This window comes from Methylomicrobium agile (assembly GCF_000733855.1).
In the GTDB taxonomy this organism is placed as follows: Bacteria; Pseudomonadota; Gammaproteobacteria; order Methylococcales; family Methylomonadaceae; genus Methylomicrobium; species Methylomicrobium agile.
The window spans coordinates 1742736-1762558 of sequence record NZ_JPOJ01000001.1 but is presented as its reverse complement, the minus strand read 5'-3'; the positions used below and the strand labels follow the sequence as shown (position 1 = coordinate 1762558).

The window sequence follows — 19823 nt, the reverse complement described above, 5'->3', positions numbered from 1 at the left end:
GATCATCCAAAGCGCAGCCCCGCCCGAACAGTCTCATGATCAAGAACGAAAGCGGCGGAGGCGCGATTTTGATTAAAATAGAATTCCCGCTGACGACAGCGCTGTGACAAACCGATCAGCCTTTAATTCTCAACCGTCATCCGATAATGAATGCACTACGCGCCAAATCCCTAAGCTTTAGATTACTGACCTCCGAGGGCCTGGTGCTGGCGGCCTTTTTCGCGCTGGTCGCCGTGGTGCTCGAACAGGGCTTCCGCGAAAGCGCCGAAGAAGCGTTGAAGGAACGCTTGCAGGTGCAGGTGTACTCCCTCTTGTCTTCCGCCGAACTGAAGGACAACGGCGAATTGTCCGTTTCGCAGAATCTGCAGGACCCGCGCTTCATGAATCCGGGCTCGGGGCTCTACGGCTTCATCCGGCAGACGAACAAGAAACAGGTCTGGAGCTCGCCTTCCGCGATCGGCCTCGATCCGCCGCCGCTCCCCGACATGGCGCCGGGCGAGCCGGCTTTCACCCGTGAAAAACGCAACCGCTACGCGTTTCATTACCGGGTCATCTGGCAGACCCTGACAGGGATGGAACGCGAATACCTGTTTACCGTCGTCGAAGACGGCGATTTCGTCGAACAGCAGGTCAAGCACTTTGCGGTCACGCTGTGGACTTGGCTGCTGGTGATCGGCGTGGTATTGATTTTCATCCAGTTTTCGCTGCTGCGCTGGAGCCTGAAGCCGCTGCGCCGGATCGTCAGGGATCTGGAATCGATCGAAAAAGGCACGCGGTCGCGCCTGGACCATTATTATGCGACCGAACTGCAGGGACTGGCGAACAACCTGAACGCGTTCATCAGCAGCGAGCGCGCGCACCTGGAGCGCTACCGCAACACCCTGGCCGATCTGGCGCACAGCCTGAAGACGCCGCTGGCGATTCTGCACGGCTGCGCGCATTCGTTTCAGGGCAATCAGGACGCGGTGATCGAGCAGCTGACCTACATGGACAAGATTATCCAATACCAGTTGCAGCGCGCGGCCGCCAAAGGCGAAAGCAAGACCGTCGGCGCCTCCGACGTTTCGGACATCATCCGCAAAACGGTCGCTTCATTGACCAAGGTTTATCTGGATAAGGGAATCTCGTTCGACCTGAACATTCCCGAGGCGAGCCCGGTGTATTACGAGGAAGGCGATCTTTACGAAATCATCGGCAACCTGCTCGACAATGCCAGCAAATGGTGCCGGAAAACGGTCCGGGTCCAGGTCGCGCTGAAGCAGCGCAAGAACCGCCGCAATTATGCGGTGTTCCTGTTGATCGAGGACGACGGCCCCGGCATTCCGCAGCAGAAGCTCGGCGAGATTCTGAAACGCGGCGTCCGCGCCGACGAGAACATTCACGGGCACGGCATCGGAATGGCGGTGGTCAGCGACCTGATCGAACTTTTGGATGGCAAGCTGGAGGGCATGCCGAGCAAGACGCTGGGCGGGATGAGCTGGAGCGTGTATTTGCCCTAAAGCCTCTTTAGGATTGGGCCGATCATCACTGCCCTCCACGCGTTCCCTCGCCGCGCGCTTATCGGAATTCCCCCTTTGCCGGTTTGGGTTACACCCCCAAAGAGCACAAACCGCTGTAGGGTACGCTCGACTGCACGGGCAGAGATTTGCTCCGCGACAACCGCTCCCTGCGTTGCCCTACCTCCTGTATCCCTACAGTCGTGCAATCTCTGCATTCACGCCATCCCTGGCGTTCATGCAGGAGGTACGGGGCCCTAGGGATGAGGGAGGTAGATCGTGTCGGGAATATGCGATCGAGAGCAATGCCACCGCTAAAGGGTGGTCTAAGGACAGAGCAATTGCCGACGACTGCACGGAGGCAGGAGATAGAGCGATGCAGGAGCAATTGCCGAGTGCGTACCTTTTCATCACTCCATGGTACGCACAGCGTACCCTACGACTGAAAATAGGAACGAGCAGGCGGCATGTCGGGAAGTTATTTTTAGCCGCATCCTTAACGGCATTGGATAGGGGCTTTGGTGGCGCGGCGGGCGAGTTTGAATTTGTTCAAGGGAAACGGCTGGATTACCCTTTTTTGTTTTGCCGCGATAAACGAAAACCCTATCAACTTGTCCAAGAGCTGTTAACTCAGCATCGCAACAAGGAGTTTCGCATGCGTTCTCTCGACCCCGCTTGGGTACGCTCCCGGTTTCCGGCGCTCTCTCAGGAGATTGACGGGCGCATTCCCGTTTTCTTCGACGGCCCCGGCGGTTCACAAGTGCCCGGCTCCGTAATCGAGGCGATGGCCCGTTACCTGATATTCTCCAACGCCAACGCGCACGGGGCTTTTGCGAGCAGCCGGCGCACGGACAAATGCATTGCCTCGGCCCGGAAAGCGGCGGCCGATCTGCTCGGCTGCGAGCCTTACGAGGTGGTTTTCGGAGCCAATATGACCACGCTGACCTTTGCGTTGAGCCGCGCGATCGGCCGCGAGCTGAATCCGGGCGACGAAATTTTGGTGACCCGGCTCGACCATTACGCGAACGTCTCGCCCTGGAAGGCGCTGGAAGAGGAGGCCGGCGCGGTCGTCCGGGTTGCGGACATCCATCCCGAAGACTGCACGCTCGATCTGGAGAACCTGAAGCGCAAGATCAACGCGAAAACGCGGGTCGTGGCGATCGGCTATGCGTCCAATGCAGTCGGTACGGTCAACGACGTGGCGGCGGTGGTACGCCTGGCGCATGCGGTCGGCGCCTGGGTTTTCGTGGATGCGGTGCATTACGCTGCCCACGGGCCGATCGACGCGTATGCGCTCGATTGCGATTTTCTCGCCTGTTCCGCTTACAAATTCTACGGTCCGCATGTCGGAGTCCTGTACGGCAAGCAGCAACATCTGACCCGCCTGCGTCCGTGCAAGGTGCTGCCCGCCCCCGACGAGATCCCCTCACGCTGGGAAACCGGCACGCTGAACCACGAGAGTCTGGCGGGACTTACGGCGACCGTCGATTATCTGGCCGAATTGGGCCAGCAGATCTCGCCGTCCCCGTCGCGACGGGGCGCGCTCGTCGCCGCGCTGGAAGCGAGCCGGCGGTATGAGCGGGCGTTATGCGCACAATTGATGGCGGGACTGTCAAAGATACCGGGACTGACCGTTTACGGCATTACCGATCCCGCGCGTTTCGCCTGGCGCACCCCTACGGTCGCAGTCCGGCTGGCCGGGAAAAAGCCCGATACGGTTGCGAAGGAACTGGGCGATCGCGGCATTTATACCTGGCACGGCAATTTTTACGCGCCGGGCCTCACCGAAAAACTGAACGTCGAGGCGGACGGCGGTTTTTTGCGCATCGGGCTGCTGGCTTACAACACGTCTGACGAGATTGAACGGCTGCTCAGGGCATTGCGGGAAATTACTGTTGAGGGATAGCCTTTGCAATACGGCAGCGCTGTCCCAATATTAGGCTACAGTGCTTTCCATAGTGATAGATCAAGAAGGTAAGCCCCTTCTCCAGCAGGCATGAGTATCCATACAGCGTTGAACATGCCTGGTATAGGATGGGTAGAGCGCCAGCGAAACCCATCGGCGGGGACTAATCGACCAGCAAACTCGGGCAGGTCAGCACGAACACGTCGCGGGTGCCGTTGCCTTCGCCGGCCGGATGCACCGGCGTCGTATAATGGAAGAATCTGCGGTCGTTCACCAGCACCAGTTCGCCGGGATACAGCGTTTTGTTGAATACCGACGATTCTCCGCTCTCGCTCGTGTACAAATGGGTTTCCGCGCCTTCGACATTGTTCCGGTCGATCGAATAAATGCAGACGAAGTCGGTCCCGTCCCGGTGAATGCCTTCCGGGGCAGGGTCGCCGAAACTCTCCGGCGAACAGGTCGTCCGGATCTGGTGCACACCGATTTCGGCGCCGGGGCGAAGCGCGCAGAAATCCCGAAATACCAGCAAAAGAGCGCTGAACATGTCCAGCTTGACCAGTTTGTCGTCAAGCTCTTCGAATTCCCTTCTGATGTCGCCGACCAAAGGATTATAGTCCTTGCTCTGAAACAGATAGCCGTGGGGCAGCCTCATGATTCCGTCGTCGGTAATCCTGAACCGGGACAGTCTCCGATATCGGTAATGGCCCTCGATGTTGGGGTCGACCGGAAGGTCGTTGAAGAACGGTTTGAATACGGTCGGATCGATCGCGTTTTCCGTTCGCATGCAAAACAGAAACCCGAATTCGAATCCGGTCGATACGAAGACTTCTTGCATAGTGGCGGTCTCCTTTGCGGACGGCATCCCGTTTTTTCTTAGCCCTGAAACACAAGCCCGACGATGCGGGGACCTTTACTACATTCTTTAATCCCGGACGAAATAAGGCAAGATCGGTCTGAACCGGCTGCGATCTTACCAGTTCAAATCATGGACATCGAACTGAAAGGTTTGCTTGGTCTGATCCAGAAACGCGGCGGTAATCGTGACCGTATTGGACACTTCCGCAAAATGGATAAAGATATCCGCGTTTCTTATATAAATTCCCGGCATGTTTTCGTTTTGTGCCGGAGTGGCTTCAAAAAATTGCACCATGCCGGTATCGAACCGCGCGGTGATGCCGCAAGCCCGGTTATCGCACAGGAATTGGCCCTTTTCCAGTCCGAAATACACATCGTGCGAATTGTTGAAATTTTGGCGCAAGGTCAGCACGCCGCGCTGTTTGCCCTCGTAGGGCGGGCCGAATTCGATCTCGTTCAGCGAATAAGTGGTGGCGGTAACGATCGAACCGCGCCCGTTGGGGCTGTGCGTTTTTGCGTAAATCCAGCGCGTTTCCGGTTTTGTCTGTTGCGTTGCCGGTCCAATGGCCGCATCGAGGGGCGCTTCGGGAGGGTTGCCGCTGGACAGGCCGGAATAGACTTTGTAGCCGGCGATCGAAATCAAGGCGAGAAAAATGAGGATGATGAAGCCTACGTTCGTTTCGGTGGGCAAGCCGTATTCGCGGGCGATCTGATTGCGCCGCCGGGTATTGTGAATGCTGATCGCCAGCCACACCAGCAGCCATAAGCCTGCCGTGACGATACTCAAGAACGCGTGCAGGGAGCGATTGGTCTTGTGCCTTGCCATGTTACTAAAAGCAAACCTTCTTTGCGCGTCGCTAGGCTGTCGATTGGGCTGCTTATACGCTGACATTAGAGTGCCGCCTGCTGATAGTGCATGAGTGTCGGTCGTGTTCGGCCAGTGGACGCAAGACATTCGCCCGCAACGAACGGAGCTGCATTTTACTGAATTTTTTGCGAAGCCAGAAGAACTTCCGTACCGTTCCCTTTTTTAGGCTCATTCCCGAATACTCGTAAGACTTTCAAAGCCGGCTGAAATTCCTTCGCTCACAATGGCGAGACCGCCGATTGCATCTTAAAAGTCAGGGTTTCCGCGGTCAGGCGCGCGTTCATCCGCGGAACCGCCGGTTTTGAGGCAGCTTTATTCCCGGCGTCGCTCATTGATGTGGGTTGACTATTGGGAAAGCGGCCAAGGGAGGATTCAACGATTTTATCCCTACAGCGGGTTGGTTCCCTGCCGCTCCGGAGGAAAATTTACCGGCTCAGTCGGGCGCATCTGGACGTTTTCGGCAAACGGGTAGTCAGCCATGTTGAGGCAAAGAAATAAAATCAAACCTTCGAGGTTTTTAAAACCTCGAAGGTCTTTTAGTGCGGTAATCTTCGCTGTCAATGCCAATGGCGCCAACGATAATTTCAAAGGAGCCGCAAGCTTGTTCGGCAGCGGCATCCTCATGATTCTGGCGACCCGTTTCGGTTTTCCGGTCTCGACCAAGCACGCGCTGTTGGGCGCGATGGCCGGCAGGGCCGTAGGATGCGGTGACGATAGGAACCGCATCAATCGCGAACGATGCGGTTCGTTCCTCACCGCATCCTACGGCCCTGTATGATTGAGAATATCCGTTTCAGCCGGAGAAAATTCTCTCTCCTGGAATGAAGATGCGAAAGACTGCACCCGAACGGCGCTCGACGGTAAGCCGGCCATGCAGTTGCAGGACCAGGCTCTGTACGAGTTGCAGGCCCAGTGAGGGCGAGCGGTCGAGATTCAGAGTGTCCGGCAGGCCGCACCCGGAATCGCCCACTTCCAGCGTCAGCCCGCCGGGCGCATTCTGCGCCATTGTCACCCAAATCTCTCGCTTTTCGCCGCCGCTCGGCCTGGGAAACGCATGCTTGAAGCTGTTCGAAACCAGCTCATTGACGATCAGGCCCAGCGGCAGCGCATGGTCGATGTCCTGCGTGAAGGGAAGAATGTCCAGGCGGACCGTGACCTGGGGAATGGTGTGCGCAAACGAGCGGTGAAGGTGGCTGACCAATTGCTCCACATAATCGGCGAAATCGATCGTTTTCAGATCCTGGCTTTTGTAGAGTTGCTCGTGAATCAAGGCCATGGAGCGGATGCGGCACCGGCTGTCCTGGAATAATTCGCGCACAGCGGAGTCGGTTTGGGCATCCGCTTGCAATTGGAGCAGGCTGGCGATGATTTGCAGATTGTTCTTGACGCGGTGATGGATTTCTTTCAGCAGCACTTCCTTTTCATTCAGGGACGCCTGTAATTGTTCTTCGTTGCGCCGAAGTTCGGCGGTGCGTTCCAGGACCCGCCGCTCAAGTTCCGCATTCAGCCGAAGGAGGGCCTCTTCCGCCTGCTTGCGCTCGGTGATATTGAGCACGTGGCCTACAAATCCGCGGACCTGCCCTTCGGCGTCGACGTCCGGTGAGTATGTGCCATGAACCCAGCGCAAGTTCCCATCGTGAAAGAGTGATTGGAACTCGAAGTCGATCCGTTCTTGGGTAAGAACACGCTCCAGATAAGGCTCAACGGTTTGCCAAAGGGCTTCACCGTGGACGTCCCGTATGTGGCGCCCAAGCACCTGTTCAGCCGTATAGCCGAACCACAGTTAGTAGTTCTTGTTGATGCGCTGGTAACGGCCTTCCCGGTCAATGTAGGACATCAAGGCAGGAGCATTGTCCATGGTGATCTGCAACAGATCACGGGTATGCTCGGCCTCCTGCCATGCCTTTGCCAGCTCGGCTGTCCGTTCGGCCACGCGCCGCTCTAATGACGCATTGGCTTCGCTTAGCGCCTGCCTCGCCCGATTCACCTCCGTAATGTCGATGCCCACTTCCATGATCATCGGCGAACCGTCCGTGTCCGCAAAAGGAAAGTCGTGGATTTCGTAATCACGGCCGTCCGGGCCGCTCCAACGCCAGTCCAGTGGCCCCCCTGTCTTGAATATATTGAAAGTATCGCAAACTTCGCAGGGCGCATTACGGTTGAACAGATACTTATAGCAGGGCCTCCCTTGGGCTTTCCCGTAGCGTTGCTCGAAAAAACGGTTGGCAAAGATGACCCGATAATCCTTCGATAGCAGTACCACGTAAACCGGCAGTGCCTGCAGTACGTCATAAAGCCGCTGACGTTCGGCTTGCGCGGACTGGTTGGCCTGAGTCAGTTCTCGGGTTCTTAGCGCCACCTGGCGGCGCAACTGCCAGGTCCACAGCCCCATCAATGCCAACAGGCTGACAGCGGCCGATACGCCCCAAGCCAAGTAGGTCGCCGGAAAAGTCGGGATCTCGTTGATGCCCAGCCATTTCCGGTAGAGCCGGTCGTATTCGCCATTGGCCTTGACGATGGCAAGGCCCTGATCGAGACGATCGCGTAATTCGGTATTGCCTTTACGGACGGCGAAACAGAATTCCCGCCGGTATTCCTTGAGCAGGGGGCCCGGCACGATAATGCTTTCCAGGCCGATTCGATGCCGTAACTGATTGCCCTGCAGCTGCGGGGCCAGTAGCGCGTCATGTTGTCCCGAAGCCAACAGGCGAAAGCCGTCAGCCAGATTATCGACGAGTACCAGTTGCTGATCGAAACCCCGGCTGCGGAGCGCATCATGTGCGGCATCCGCCCGCAGTACGATAATATTCAAGCTCCGTGCCTGCTCGATAAACTTGATCGGGTCACGCCCTTTACGTACGAAGAAGCTGTCATAGCCGATCGTATGCGGTTTAGTGAACTCCACCTGACCTTCGCTTTCCGGCATGTGCGCGACTAACGGCAGGGCATCGAGCTTGCCCGTTTTCAAACCCTGCCAGACCGTATCCCAGCGTCCCGGATGAAAGTCGATGGGAATATCCATAGTAGAGGCAACGGCCTCGAACAGCTCGACGGCGAAACCGGTCGCGCGCCCCTGATCATCGATATCGACATAAGGGAGAAAGCCGATTTCAGAGCCCACGCGCAAGGGCTGCTGCGGTTCGGTGCCGGCAAAACTCGGAAGCCCGGCGATAATACAGGCCAACACGAAGGCAAATAGAGTCGATGGACAGGAAAAAAGAAGCGCCGCGGCCTTTGCCGGAAAAGGGAGTAATGTTTTCAAGATGAAGGGCTCGGATCGATTCTGAAATTCTGAAATAAGGGGGCGTAGCTGACGAACGCAGCCGTTAAACCTTGTTCATGGCCGGATAAGGGCCGGTTGGTACATAAGGAGAACGCTTGCTTCCGTTTTAATTCGGCTATTGATATTGATGATATTACTAATAAGTGCGCTTCGAGGAAACCATCGGTTTTTGCTATGAGCCATGGATTTGGATACACTTTACCGAAAAAATTCGGTCCCTTATTGACAACCGGAGCATCTTCATTGTCAAAACGGTACGTTGATCTTTTTATTCTCCCTATCAGCCGTCGATTCATGGAGGCAAACAATGAGCGATCAAGCCACGCGAGACTATCTGTCGGCTCACGAGTTTTTCTCCGGCCTGGGCGATGAGGCTCTGGAATTCCTGTCCAAATGCTCGAACGTTCAGGCGATCAAAAAGGGGCAAATCCTGTTTCGGCAGGGCGAAAATGCGGATAAGTTCTATGTAGTCCGGAGCGGGCGGATCACCGTGCAGATGCCGGCCATCCTGGGGCCGCCGCTGGAAATCCAGACGCTGGGTCAGGGCCAGGTGCTGGGATGGTCGTGGCTGATCTCGCCTTATAAATGGACTTTCCAGTCCAGAGCCGAAGAAGACTCGGAAGTGCTCCAGTTTGACGGGACGGCGATTCTGGCACGGTGCGAGCGGGAACCGAAATTCGGCTACGAACTGTTGAAGAAATTTGCCGGCTTGATGTCGGTGCGTCTCGATGCGGCGCGCCTGAAGATGATGGATGAATGGAACCCGGCCGGGTTTGCTTAGGATTTGGCTCCAAATAATTTCCCGAAATTGGTAGGCTACGGATGGGCTGAAATAAGCGCTCACCTCCCCCTTTGAAAAAAGGGGGATCGAGGGGAATTTATTAAAAAATCTCCCCTAACCCCTCTTTTTCAAAGAGGGGGACTGAACGCGTACGCGCTGAAAAGGTAGGCGATGCGAACACGTTAAAACCGCGAAGTTATTTCCACCCAAATTCTTAGGTGTAGCCTCGAGTTTTTCCCTGTTTGCAGCCCTATAGGGACGGCGAACCCGGCGCTTATCCCGGCACGCACGCGAAACGCATGGCGCGCGGGCACGGCTCGACGGAAAAAACAGGTCCGTTTAATCGGTTCTGACCGCTGTTCTGCTTGGCGGGGCGCCGGCTTTACCCGGTTCGTTGATGATCAAGGTATCCTCGTAAAAATCCACCGTGCCGCTGCCGACTTCATACATGCCGCCGACGATGCCGATCTCGCCGTTCTGGATCATTTCCTTCAGGATCGGGCTGCGCTCCATGATCGCATGGACGGTGCGCCTGACATTGATCACCGCCACTTTTTCCACGAAACCGCCGTTATCGGAGTTCCGGTTCGCCGTTTCGGTTTTTTCCTGATAGACCGCCGGCTGCAGTTTGGCGAGCAGCGCGGTCAGATTGCCCATTTCGACGTGGTCGCAGGCCCCCTTCACCGCCCCGCATTTGGTGTGGCCCAGCACGACGATGATCTTGGCGCCGGCGACTTTGCAGGCAAATTCCATGCTGCCCAGGATGTCTTCGTTGATGATGTTGCCGGCAATCCGGACGCTGAAAATATCGCCCAGCCCCTGGTCGAAGATCAGTTCCGCCGAAGTCCGGGAGTCGATGCAGCTCAGGATCACCGCAAACGGATGCTGGCCGTCGGAGGTTTCGTTGACCTGCTGCAGCAGGTTGCGGTTGATCTTCAGGTTGTTCACGAAGCGCTTATTGCCTTCCTTCAGCAAATCCAGCGCGATCCGGGGCGTGATCAGGTCCTGCAATTCTTTGGTCAAGGTCTTCATGTTCGGTAGTCTCTTTCGGATAAATTTTTAAGGCGGATCAGGCGAAATTGATTTTTTTCACGGCAATGTTTTTGATTTTGGCGCTCTGTTCATAGTTTTTAATGACTTCGACGACATCCTGAGCGATCGATTTCGAATGGGAACCATCGATGATCACGGTGGAATTGGCCGGTATCGCCTCCAGCGCCTGCAGAATGTTGGCCTTGTTGAAAAAAGACACCACTTCCGCCAACACCAGATGATGCGTCTCGCGGCCATCTTGCGAAGTGACGATGTCTTTCATCGAATAACCGTTCAGGTAGCTGTTGCGCAAGGTATAAAAGATCCCGAAAACCATCCCGATCGCGATCCCGGTCAACAAATCGGTCGTCAACAAGCCGATCACGGTGGCGACGAACGGCACGAACTGCTCGCTGCCTTGTGCGTACATCTGTTTGAACAGGGCGGGCCTGGCCAGCTTGTAGCCGACCGTGATCAGGATCGCCGCCAGGCTGGCCAGCGGGATCATGTTGAGGACTTCGGCCAGCGTGATCGCGCTGATCAGGATGAAGACGCCGTGCAGGATCGCCGACAGCTTGGTTTTGCCGCCGAACGAAATATTGACCGAACTGCGCACGATCACCTGGGTAATGGGCAGGCCGCCGCACAATCCTGAAACGATATTGCCGAGGCCCTGCGCCTTCAACTCCCGGTTGGGCGGCGTCACGCGTTTGTAGGGATCCAGTTTGTCGGCGGCTTCCACGCTCAACAGGGTTTCCAGGCTGGCGATCAAGGTAATCAAAAAGGCGATTTTCCAGACCTCGAACCGGGTCATCACCGAAAAATCGGGAAAAATGAACTGGCCGAAAAAGCCGGCCATGTTTTCCGGAACCGGGATGTTGACCAGATGATCGGGCGCCAGGCTCAAATTTAAAAATCCCATCCGGATGCCGTAATTGATCGCGATGCCGGTAAAAACCACGACCAGAGAACCCTGCAGCACCTGAAACAGCTTGTGTTTTTTCATCAGCACCGTTTCCCACAGGATCAGGATCGCCAGCGACAAAAGCGAAATCAGCAGCGCGGCCGGAGTAATGGCCTGCACGGCGTTGCCGATCGCGGACAAAGTCGTTTCGCCGGACGCCTGCAAAAACGAAAAATCCCCTTCGAAATCCCTGTCGTAGCCCAGCGCGTGGGGTATCTGTTTGAGAATGATCAAGAGGCCGATGCCTGCCAGCATCCCCTTGATCACCGAAGAGGGAAAAAAGTAGGCGATGAAGCCGGCTTCCAGATAACCGAATATCACCTGCATGACGCCGGCCAGCACGACGCAGGTCAGGAATTGTGGCCAGGATCCGAGCATCGCGATGGCAGAGGCCACCAGAACGGTCAAGCCGTTGCCCGGCCCGCTGACGCCCAGAGGCGAACCGCTGGCGATCCCCACCACGATGCCGCCGACGATCCCCGCTACGATGCCGGCGAACAAAGGCGCGCCGGACGCCAAGGCAATGCCCAGGCATAAAGGCACCGCCACCAGAAATACCACGATGCTGGCCGATAAATCGCTTTTGAATTCCTGAAACAGCCTGGGAGCGTGCATAGCCGATCACCCGTAAAAGTAGTGGTACATATTAATAATGGTAGTAATACTATCATTGTAAATTGTAATACTTCAAGTATAATTTTTCCCGGCCCGCAGCCGTCCTGCCGGCATACCCTATCGACAAGTCAATCCCGCAAAACGCTTAACCCGACATCATGGACATACAACTGCATTTCAAAATGAATGAAAAACTTTTTCTCAAAGATCCCGAACAGTCGGAACTGGGCAGGAAAATCATTCAGCACAGCATCCTGTCGATTCATCAAAACGGTTTCGAAGCGTTTACGTTTAAAAAACTGGCGGAGCGCATCGGCACGACCGAGGCGAGCATTTACCGTTATTTCGAGAACAAGCACCGATTGCTGGTTTATATCGCGGCCTGGTACTGGAGCTGGCTCGAATATCAGGTCGCCTTTCAGACCCACAATATTCAAGACCCGGTGCTCAAGCTAAAGAAGGTGATCAAATTGCTGGCCTTTTCCGTGGAAGACGATTTGAGCACGCATCATGTCGACGAAAGCCTGCTGCACCAGATCATCATCACGGAAGGTTCGAAGACCTATTTGACCCGACGGGTTTCGGAAGACAACAAGGACCGGCTGTTCAAGCCGTACAAGGATTTGTGCGCGATGATCGGAAATATCATTCTGGAGTGCCGCCCGGACTATCGCTATCCGAAATCGTTGGCTTCCACGATCATCGAAATGGCCCATTTCCAGAATTTTTTCATGAATCACCTGCCGTCGCTGACCGATTTCGGGGACGGCAAGGACGAACTGAAAATCGTCGCGTTTCTGGAGGATCTGGTGTTTTCCTGTATTCGAGGCAGTGAGAAACCGGAGTGTTGAAAATTTGGGCAATAAGGTTTTAGCGCCCTGGCTCATCCTTACACCGAGATAGGAAAACCCGCTCCATTATTCTTTATGTTGCAGGGCTTTTACCCTGAAATTTTTCCGTATTTGCAACGGATAATTCAGTATTTGGTCTTAAAAACATGAACCCCATTACTGCACAGCAGCTGCAGAATCATGTCGAGAAACTGGCGTCCGAGGACAAGTCCGACAGGCTCGATTATCTCTCTTTCGCGCGGCTCACGAACGAGGTGTTTTTGATATTGAAAGCCGAACAGTAAAAGCCGGGACCGGCCGATTGTCTTTCGGCAGAATTTAAAGAGAAGGTGAGTGGGGTCAATTCGAAGGAAGCGGCGGCGTCGGCATGGCTCAGCGGCTTGCCGGCGCGGCGGCATTTTTCCGCGAGTGATATCTCGACATGGGTTTAAAAATTCAGGAGGACGCACATGGCTCTTAGAATCAATGATGAAGCGCCGAATTTCACGGCCAAAACGACACAGGGTACAATCAATTTTCACGAATGGATCGGCGATAGCTGGGCCATCCTTTTTTCGCATCCGAAAGACTTTACGCCCGTCTGTACGACCGAGCTCGGCTACATGGCACAGCTGGAACCCGAGTTTCACAAACGCAACTGCAAAATCATCGGCCTGAGCATCGACCCGGTCGAAAGCCATACGGCGTGGTGCAAGGATATCGAGGAGACTCAAGGCTGCACGGTCAATTATCCGCTCATCGCCGACGACGAACTGAAGGTCGCCAAACTTTACAACATGCTGCCCGCCGACGAGCCGGGAACATCGGAAGGCAGAACTGCCGCGACCAACGCGACGGTGCGCACCGTCTTCATCATCGGCCCGGACAAAAGGATCAAACTGATGCTGACCTATCCGATGGCGACCGGCCGCAATTTCGACGAAATTTTGCGGGTATTGGACTCGATGCAATTGACCTCGAAACATAAGGTGGCGACACCGGTCAACTGGAAGAGCGGCGAAGACGTGATCATCTCCCCGTCCGTATCCGACGAGGAGGCGAAGGCGATGTTTCCGCAAGGCTGGAAGACGCTGAAACCTTATCTGCGCGTTGCCCCTTCCCCCAAGTAAGAGGCCGTCCTTGCGCCGTAATGGATCCGCCGGGTTTTATGAACCCGGCAGGTCTTCGGCCGAAAAAGCGGGTGGAGTGGGATTCTGCGGAAACCGGTAAGCCGGCATTTCGATCGCGGCGACTTCGGTTCCCCGCATGAGGCAGACGCCTTGGCAACGGTCTTCGCCGGTGGCCGAGAACTCGAACGTAAAACGCCTCAGGATGCGGAGTTTTCCCGCCTTGTCCCGTTCCAGGCCGCAACGGCTCAGGGCAACGTAATCGTCCAGCATTTGCACCTCGCACAATCGGCATTGACGCCGGGTTGCCGCCAAGGCGGCTTCCTTGATTTGCTGGGCATGGCGCCAATACAGATACGCGGCGACCAGTAACGCAATCAGCACGATGTCGGTGGGCATCGGTTCGGATAAACGGGGTTGAAGTTTGTCATTAGTCTGCCAATTGTACTAAGATGGCCGGAAATCCGCTAAACAAAGGGTGATCGATGAAATTTCCGATAACCGGCGGCTGTCTCTGTGGCGCCGTGCGGTATGAGATCGGCGCGAAACCGGTGCGGATGGTGAATTGCCACTGCAGGACCTGCCAGAAATCGTCCGGCTCGCCTTACATGGCGCTGCTGTTCGTGCCGGCTTCAGCGTTGAAGGTGGATGGAAACTATCGGGAATTTCCGACTGTCGCGGCAAGCGGCAATACGGTTTACCGGGCTTTTTGCCCGCAGTGCGGAACGCCCTTGTTCGGACGCAACAGCGCCTTTACCCAACTCCGGCCGGTCGCGGCGATGTCGCTCGACGATCCCGACCTTTACCGTCCCGAGCTGGATATGTGGGTTGCCGATGCCCCATCCTGGGATTTAATGAATCCCGGCTTACCCAAATACCCCGGCAACTTCTGGCAAACCGCAGATTGAGGACCTGAATGAACCCACTCAGTATCGTCGAAATCGAACCTCGGGCGGAACACCGCCATTCGATCATCTGGCTGCACGGCCTCGGCGCCGACGGGCACGATTTCGAATCGATTGTGCCCGAACTCAGGCTTCAGGCCGAGCCGCACATTCATTTCGTTTTCCCCGACGCCCCGTTTCGCCCGATCACGATCAACGGCGGCATGACCATGCGCGCCTGGTTCGACATTCTCGAACTCTCGCGCCACCTCAGGGTGGATATTGCCGGCCTCTATGCTTCCTGCCGATTGGTCGGGCAGCTGATCGAGGCCGAAATCGCCCGGGGCATTCCAGCCGACCAGATCATGCTGGCCGGTTTTTCGCAGGGCGGCGCGGTCGCTTTACAGGCCGGCCTGAGCTATTCCCGGAGACTGGCTGGCATCGTGGCGCTCTCGACCTTCCTGCCGACGCTGACGCAGTTGGAGTCCGAACGCTCCGCCGCCAATCGGGATCTGCCGATCTTCATCGGGCACGGCATCCTCGACTCGGTCGTCGCGGTCGAATACGGCAAACAAACCAGCGACCGGCTGCAAGCGTGGGGCTACCCGGTCGAATGGCACGATTACATGATGGACCATTCGGTCTGCCGGGAAGAAATCGAACGGCTCGCCGGCTTCATCAATGGCATCTTTCGTTAGGCCGCCTGAATCTGCCTCCGGGCAGGCCTGCCGCGCTTAAGGGTGCGGTTAAAAATAACCTCCCCGCATGCCGCCCGATCGTTCCCTCGCGCGGCGCGCGTCATGATTACCTCGTAGGGCGACCGCGGGTAGAGGCGCTCTGTAGGGTACGCTGTGCGTACCTTTTCACTCCCCCAGTGGTATAGCACACCAATGGTACGCACAGCGTACCCTACAGCGGTTTGTACTCTTTGGGGTGTAACCCACAAGCCGGCAAAGAGTGTATCGCGATAAGCGTTCGACGGGGAACGAGAGGGGAAAGTGATGATCGACCCAATCCTTAGCATTCTCTGTATCGTTCAAAGACACCGCAAAAAACCGCGATCATTTTGCCTCCGGCACCTGAAAATTCACCCGCAAGCTTTAGTGCAAGGGAAAAAGATTTTTCCGCCCATGTCAATAGACGAATACCCCCCGTTTTTGGTATAGTGAGCGGATTTTAGGGTTGCTCTATAACCCCTCATCTTAGTTGGTTTTTCATACTCATCACTCTGGAGAGACTCAATGGCAATTAAAATTGCAATCAACGGTTATGGCCGGATCGGCCGCAATGTGATTCGCGCCCTCTACGAATCAGGCCGCACCGGCGAAATTCAAGTCGTCGCCATCAACGATCTGGGCGACAGTAAAACCAACGCGCACCTGACCCAGTACGACACCGTACACGGCAAATTCCCATTCGACGTGAGCGTCGACGGCGACTACATCGTAATCAACGGCGACCGGATCCGAGTCCTCTCCGAGCGCGACCCTTCCAAACTGCCCTGGGGCGAACTGGGTATCGACGTGGTTCACGAGTGCACCGGCCTGTTCACCAGCAAGGCCAAAGCCTCCGCGCACATCACCGCCGGCGCCAAAAAAGTGATCATCTCCGCGCCGGGCGGCAACGATGTCGACGCGACGATCGTTTACGGCGTCAACCACGATACCCTGAAAGCCTCCGACACGGTCATCTCGAACGCTTCCTGCACCACCAACTGCCTGGCGCCTCTGGTCAAGCCGCTGCACGATGCGATCGGTATCGAACACGGTTTGATGACCACGATCCACTCTTACACCAATGACCAGGTGCTGACCGACGTTTATCACAGCGACCTACGCCGCGCGCGTTCCGCAACCCAATCGATGATCCCGACCAAGACCGGCGCTGCGGCTGCGGTAGGTCTGGTACTGCCCGAACTGAAAGGCAAGTTGGACGGTTTCGCGATGCGCGTTCCGACCATCAACGTTTCGGTCGTCGACCTAGTGTTCAAAGCGAAGCGCCCTACCAGCAAGGAAGAAATCACTTCGATTTTGACCGCCGCGTCCGAAGGCCCGCTGAAAGGCATTCTGGCGATCAATGACCTGCCGCTGGTTTCGAGCGACTTCAACCACAATCCGGCTTCTTCGATCTTCGAAGCGCCTTCCACTTACGTGGTCGACGGCGATTTCGTGAAGGTTCTGTCCTGGTACGACAACGAATGGGGCTTCTCGAACCGGATGCTGGATACCACCGTTGCCTTAGTCAACGCTAAATAAGCGATTTATTATCGAATGTTAAGACGAACCAAAATTTTAGCGACCCTGGGTCCGGCTACCGACAAACCCGGCGTACTGGAAGGGTTATTCGAAGCCGGCATCGATGTGGTCCGGATGAACTTCTCGCACGGCTCCGCCGAGGATCATATCAACCGTGCGGAGCGGGTCCGGGAACTCAGCAAGGAGACCGGCCGCCGCGTCGGCATTCTCGGCGACCTGCAAGGCCCCAAGATTCGAATCGAACGCTTCAAGGATACCAAGGTCTCCCTGAGCGAAGGCCAGGACTTTGCGCTGGATATCAACCTCGGCAAACTGGACGGCGACGAAACCCAGGTCGGGATCAGCTACGAGCCTCTGCCGCGGGAAGTCAAGCCCGGCAGCCGCCTGCTGCTGGATGACGGCCGCATCGTGCTGGACGTCGTAAACGTCGAACCGAATCTGCGGATCAACTGCAAGGTCGTCGTCGGCGGTTACCTGTCCAACAACAAAGGCATCAACCTGCTCGGCGGCGGTCTGTCGGCGGCGGCGTTGACCGACAAGGACAAGGAAGACATCAAGACGATCGCGAAAATCGGCTGCGATTTCGTCGCGGTGTCGTTCCCGCGCTGCGCGGCCGACCTGAACGAAGCGCGCGAACTGCTCGAAGCCGCGGGCTGCTATGCCAACATCGTCGCGAAAGTCGAACGCGCCGAAGCGCTGGAGGTGATGGATGAGATCATTCTGGCCTCCGACGTGATCATGGTCGCGCGCGGCGACCTCGGCGTCGAAATCGGCGATGCGAATCTGCCGGCGGTACAGAAAAAGCTGATCAAACGTTCCCGCGAACTGAACCGGGTCGTGATCACCGCGACGCAGATGATGGAATCGATGATCGACAACCCGATTCCGACCCGCGCGGAAGTGTTGGACGTCGCAAACGCGGTGTTCGACGGCACCGATGCGATCATGCTGTCCGCGGAAACCGCTTCCGGCAAATACCCGGTCAAGGCGGTCGAAGCGATGCACCGGATCTGCATCGAGGCCGAAAAGCAGCCCAGCATGCTGAGATCGGAGCATGTCCCGAACGTCAATTTCGAACGCGACGATGAAGCGATCGCGCGGTCGGCGATGTACATGGCGAACCATACCGAAATCAAAGGCATCGTCGCGTTGACCGAATCGGGTGCGACGCCGCTGTGGATGTCGCGGATCAGTTCCGGCCTGCCGATCTTCGCGATGAGCCGGCTGGAAAAGACGCTGGGCAAGGTGACTCTGTACCGTGGCGTCTTCCCGATTTATTTCCCGTTGGAAATGAATATGGATCACGGGGAAGTGAACCGCAATATCGTCAAGGAACTGCGCAAATGGAAGCAAGCCGAAGACGGCGACAAGTTCATTATCACCAAAGGCGATCTGAACGGCGTCGAGGGCGGCACCAACACGCTGAAAGTAGTTGTGGTCGGACAGGGCCTGACGCCTTAGCCGTTATTTGATTTCACAACTTTCGAGGGGTTGAAAAGTCCATGACGGATTTTTCAACCCTTTTTATTTTGCGCAACGGCAAATGGCCGTTACAGTTTGATGTTCAACGAGTGCAGCTTGCGGTATAAATGCGTGCGCTCCATCCCCACGATCGAAGACAGCTTGGCGACGCTGCCGCCGCTTCTTTCGAAATGGTATTCCAGATAAGCCTTTTCGAACTGGTCGCGCGCATCCTTCAACGGCAGATTGAAAAAATCCGGAACCGACGAGGACACGGGAACTTCGTTACTCACCGTGCCCAGCGCCGACTTGACTTCTTCCAGTTCGATGTCTTCGCCGACGCCGAGAATCATCAGCCGCTGCACCAGATTCTTCAACTCGCGCACATTGCCGCGCCAGCTGTAATTACGCAGAAAATTCTGCGCCGCCATCGAGAACTTCCGAAACGGCAGATTTTCGTGCTTTACGAAGTAGTCCACATAAAAGCTCAACAGCCCCGGCACGTCTTCGCTGTGCTCGCGCAAGGGCGGCATGGTCAGGGCCACCTCGTTCAACAGGTAATACAACTCCTGCCGGAAGCGGCCGGCTTTAACTTCTTCGTCCAGAGGAATCCGGGTCGAGGCGATTACCCGCACGTCGACCCGCACCGCCTCGCTGCCGCCGACGCGCAGGAACGAGCTCGACTCCAGCGCGCTCAGCAGACGCAACTGCGTTTCCTTGTCCATTCCGCCGATCTCGCCCAGAAACAGGGTGCCGCGGTGCGCCCGTTCGAGCAGGCCCGGATTGATCTTGCCCGCACTTTCCTTACCGAAAAATTCGACCGCCGAATTTTCCGGGGCGATGCTGCCGACCGCGACATCGACGAACGGCCCGTTCCGCCGCGGACTGTTGTTGTGCAGATAGCGGGCGAACAATTCCTTGCCGACGCCGGCTTCCCCGGCCAGCAAAACCCGCGCTTCGTGCTGCGCAAGGCGCTTGATCTGGTCCTTGATCCGGGCGATCGCGGCGCTTTTGCCGACCGGTTCGATGTCCGCGTACAGTTGCTGCCGGAGCCCGGCATTTTCCTTTTGCAGATTGCTCGTTTCCAGCGCACGGCCGACGATCAGCAGCAATTTGGCCAGCGACAGCGGTTTTTCGAGAAAGTCGTAGGCGCCCAGGCGTGTCGCTTCGACCGCCGTTTCGACCGACCCGTGCCCGGACATCATCACGACCGGACACAGCATCGCATCCTCGGCGACCCATTCCTTCAGCAGCGTGATTCCGTCGGTATCCGGCATCCAGATATCGAGCAAAATCAGGCTCGGGTTTTCGGTTTTCTTCAATTCGCGGGCCGCGGCGGCGTTATCCGCCATGGCGACTTCGTAGCCTTCGTCCGCGAGGATTTCGCCGACCAGGCTGCGGATTTCCGGCTCATCGTCAACGACGAGAATGCGAGTTTTGTTTGCGTTCATATCGGTTTGTTTGAA

At 56.5% G+C, this 19823-nt stretch carries 20 protein-coding genes; 11 read left to right on the top strand and 9 right to left on the bottom strand.

Going from position 1 to position 19823, the window contains the following annotated elements:
* The first annotated feature begins 146 nt into the window (after window positions 1-146).
* Both CC94_RS0108525 and CC94_RS0108515 read left to right on the top strand, forming a co-directional pair.
* Window positions 147-1499, top strand: coding sequence for an ATP-binding protein (locus CC94_RS0108525; protein WP_031430488.1), 1353 nt, complete (start codon window positions 147-149; stop codon window positions 1497-1499).
* A gap of 652 nt (window positions 1500-2151) precedes the next feature.
* Window positions 2152-3402 (top strand): cysteine desulfurase-like protein, encoded by a 1251-nt coding sequence (locus CC94_RS0108515; protein WP_031430485.1) that lies wholly within the window; start codon window positions 2152-2154, stop codon window positions 3400-3402.
* Window positions 3403-3565: 163 nt separating this feature from the next.
* On the opposite strand, the gene CC94_RS0108510 is transcribed toward CC94_RS0108515, so the two are convergent.
* The 3 genes from CC94_RS0108510 to CC94_RS24630 form a co-directional block, all read right to left on the bottom strand.
* A complete protein-coding gene (locus CC94_RS0108510; RefSeq protein ID WP_031430484.1) occupies window positions 3566-4237 on the bottom strand; it encodes a 2OG-Fe dioxygenase family protein in 672 nt (223 codons plus the stop codon).
* Between the two features lie 135 nt (window positions 4238-4372).
* Complete coding sequence (locus CC94_RS0108505) at window positions 4373-5083, bottom strand: hypothetical protein (RefSeq protein ID WP_031430483.1); 711 nt, start codon at window positions 5081-5083, stop codon at window positions 4373-4375.
* A 429-nt stretch (window positions 5084-5512) separates the two neighbouring features.
* Window positions 5513-5743 (bottom strand): hypothetical protein, encoded by a 231-nt coding sequence (locus CC94_RS24630; RefSeq protein WP_169740932.1) that lies wholly within the window; start codon window positions 5741-5743, stop codon window positions 5513-5515.
* A gap of 4 nt (window positions 5744-5747) precedes the next feature.
* On the opposite strand from CC94_RS24630, the gene CC94_RS24625 reads away from it, so the two are divergent.
* Complete coding sequence (locus CC94_RS24625) at window positions 5748-5903, top strand: hypothetical protein (RefSeq protein WP_169740931.1); 156 nt, start codon at window positions 5748-5750, stop codon at window positions 5901-5903.
* Between the two features lie 15 nt (window positions 5904-5918).
* Here the strand turns inward: CC94_RS24625 and CC94_RS24620 are convergent, their stop codons facing one another.
* Both CC94_RS24620 and CC94_RS24615 read right to left on the bottom strand, forming a co-directional pair.
* Entirely contained in the window at window positions 5919-6908 is a 990-nt protein-coding gene (locus CC94_RS24620) for a PAS domain-containing sensor histidine kinase (protein ID WP_281174036.1), read from the bottom strand.
* Window positions 6909-8387: a transporter substrate-binding domain-containing protein gene (locus tag CC94_RS24615; RefSeq protein WP_051911403.1), complete on the bottom strand. Its 1479-nt coding sequence runs from the start codon at window positions 8385-8387 to the stop codon at window positions 6909-6911.
* A 328-nt stretch (window positions 8388-8715) separates the two neighbouring features.
* Between CC94_RS24615 and CC94_RS0108485 the strand changes: the two genes are divergently transcribed.
* A complete protein-coding gene (locus CC94_RS0108485) occupies window positions 8716-9189 on the top strand; it encodes a Crp/Fnr family transcriptional regulator (protein WP_005368905.1) in 474 nt (157 codons plus the stop codon).
* Window positions 9190-9528: 339 nt separating this feature from the next.
* Here the strand turns inward: CC94_RS0108485 and CC94_RS0108480 are convergent, their stop codons facing one another.
* Both CC94_RS0108480 and CC94_RS0108475 read right to left on the bottom strand, forming a co-directional pair.
* Window positions 9529-10221 (bottom strand): carbonic anhydrase family protein, encoded by a 693-nt coding sequence (locus CC94_RS0108480; RefSeq protein ID WP_005368903.1) that lies wholly within the window; start codon window positions 10219-10221, stop codon window positions 9529-9531.
* Between the two features lie 37 nt (window positions 10222-10258).
* On the bottom strand, window positions 10259-11800 hold the full coding sequence (locus tag CC94_RS0108475) for a SulP family inorganic anion transporter (RefSeq protein WP_005368901.1): 1542 nt from the start codon (window positions 11798-11800) through the stop codon (window positions 10259-10261).
* A 182-nt stretch (window positions 11801-11982) separates the two neighbouring features.
* Here CC94_RS0108475 and CC94_RS0108470 point away from each other — a divergent pair, with 182 nt between their 5' ends.
* The 3 genes from CC94_RS0108470 to CC94_RS0108460 all read left to right on the top strand — a co-directional run bounded on the left by CC94_RS0108470 (window position 11983) and on the right by CC94_RS0108460 (window position 13760).
* Window positions 11983-12651 (top strand): TetR/AcrR family transcriptional regulator, encoded by a 669-nt coding sequence (locus CC94_RS0108470; RefSeq protein WP_245619719.1) that lies wholly within the window; start codon window positions 11983-11985, stop codon window positions 12649-12651.
* Between the two features lie 146 nt (window positions 12652-12797).
* Complete coding sequence (locus CC94_RS23690; protein WP_005368897.1) at window positions 12798-12935, top strand: hypothetical protein; 138 nt, start codon at window positions 12798-12800, stop codon at window positions 12933-12935.
* A 165-nt stretch (window positions 12936-13100) separates the two neighbouring features.
* On the top strand, window positions 13101-13760 hold the full coding sequence (locus CC94_RS0108460) for a peroxiredoxin (protein ID WP_031430478.1): 660 nt from the start codon (window positions 13101-13103) through the stop codon (window positions 13758-13760).
* A 36-nt stretch (window positions 13761-13796) separates the two neighbouring features.
* Here the strand turns inward: CC94_RS0108460 and CC94_RS0108455 are convergent, their stop codons facing one another.
* Window positions 13797-14156, bottom strand: a complete 360-nt coding sequence (locus CC94_RS0108455; RefSeq protein ID WP_005368893.1) for a DUF3301 domain-containing protein — start codon at window positions 14154-14156, stop codon at window positions 13797-13799.
* Between the two features lie 86 nt (window positions 14157-14242).
* On the opposite strand from CC94_RS0108455, the gene CC94_RS0108450 reads away from it, so the two are divergent.
* The 4 genes from CC94_RS0108450 (at window position 14243) to pyk (ending at window position 18357) form a co-directional block, all read left to right on the top strand.
* Complete coding sequence (locus CC94_RS0108450; RefSeq protein WP_005368891.1) at window positions 14243-14665, top strand: GFA family protein; 423 nt, start codon at window positions 14243-14245, stop codon at window positions 14663-14665.
* An 8-nt stretch (window positions 14666-14673) separates the two neighbouring features.
* A complete protein-coding gene (locus tag CC94_RS0108445) occupies window positions 14674-15339 on the top strand; it encodes an alpha/beta hydrolase (RefSeq protein WP_005368889.1) in 666 nt (221 codons plus the stop codon).
* Between the two features lie 543 nt (window positions 15340-15882).
* Window positions 15883-16896 carry a type I glyceraldehyde-3-phosphate dehydrogenase gene (gene gap, locus CC94_RS0108440; protein WP_005368887.1) on the top strand — a complete coding sequence of 338 codons (1014 nt, stop codon included), beginning with the start codon at window positions 15883-15885 and terminating at the stop codon, window positions 16894-16896.
* Window positions 16897-16911: 15 nt separating this feature from the next.
* Window positions 16912-18357, top strand: coding sequence for a pyruvate kinase (pyk, locus tag CC94_RS0108435; protein ID WP_005368886.1), 1446 nt, complete (start codon window positions 16912-16914; stop codon window positions 18355-18357).
* 89 nt (window positions 18358-18446) lie between these two features.
* Here pyk and CC94_RS0108430 read toward each other — a convergent pair whose 3' ends face one another.
* Window positions 18447-19808, bottom strand: coding sequence for a sigma-54-dependent transcriptional regulator (locus tag CC94_RS0108430; protein WP_005368884.1), 1362 nt, complete (start codon window positions 19806-19808; stop codon window positions 18447-18449).
* Between the last annotated feature and the right edge of the window lie 15 nt (window positions 19809-19823).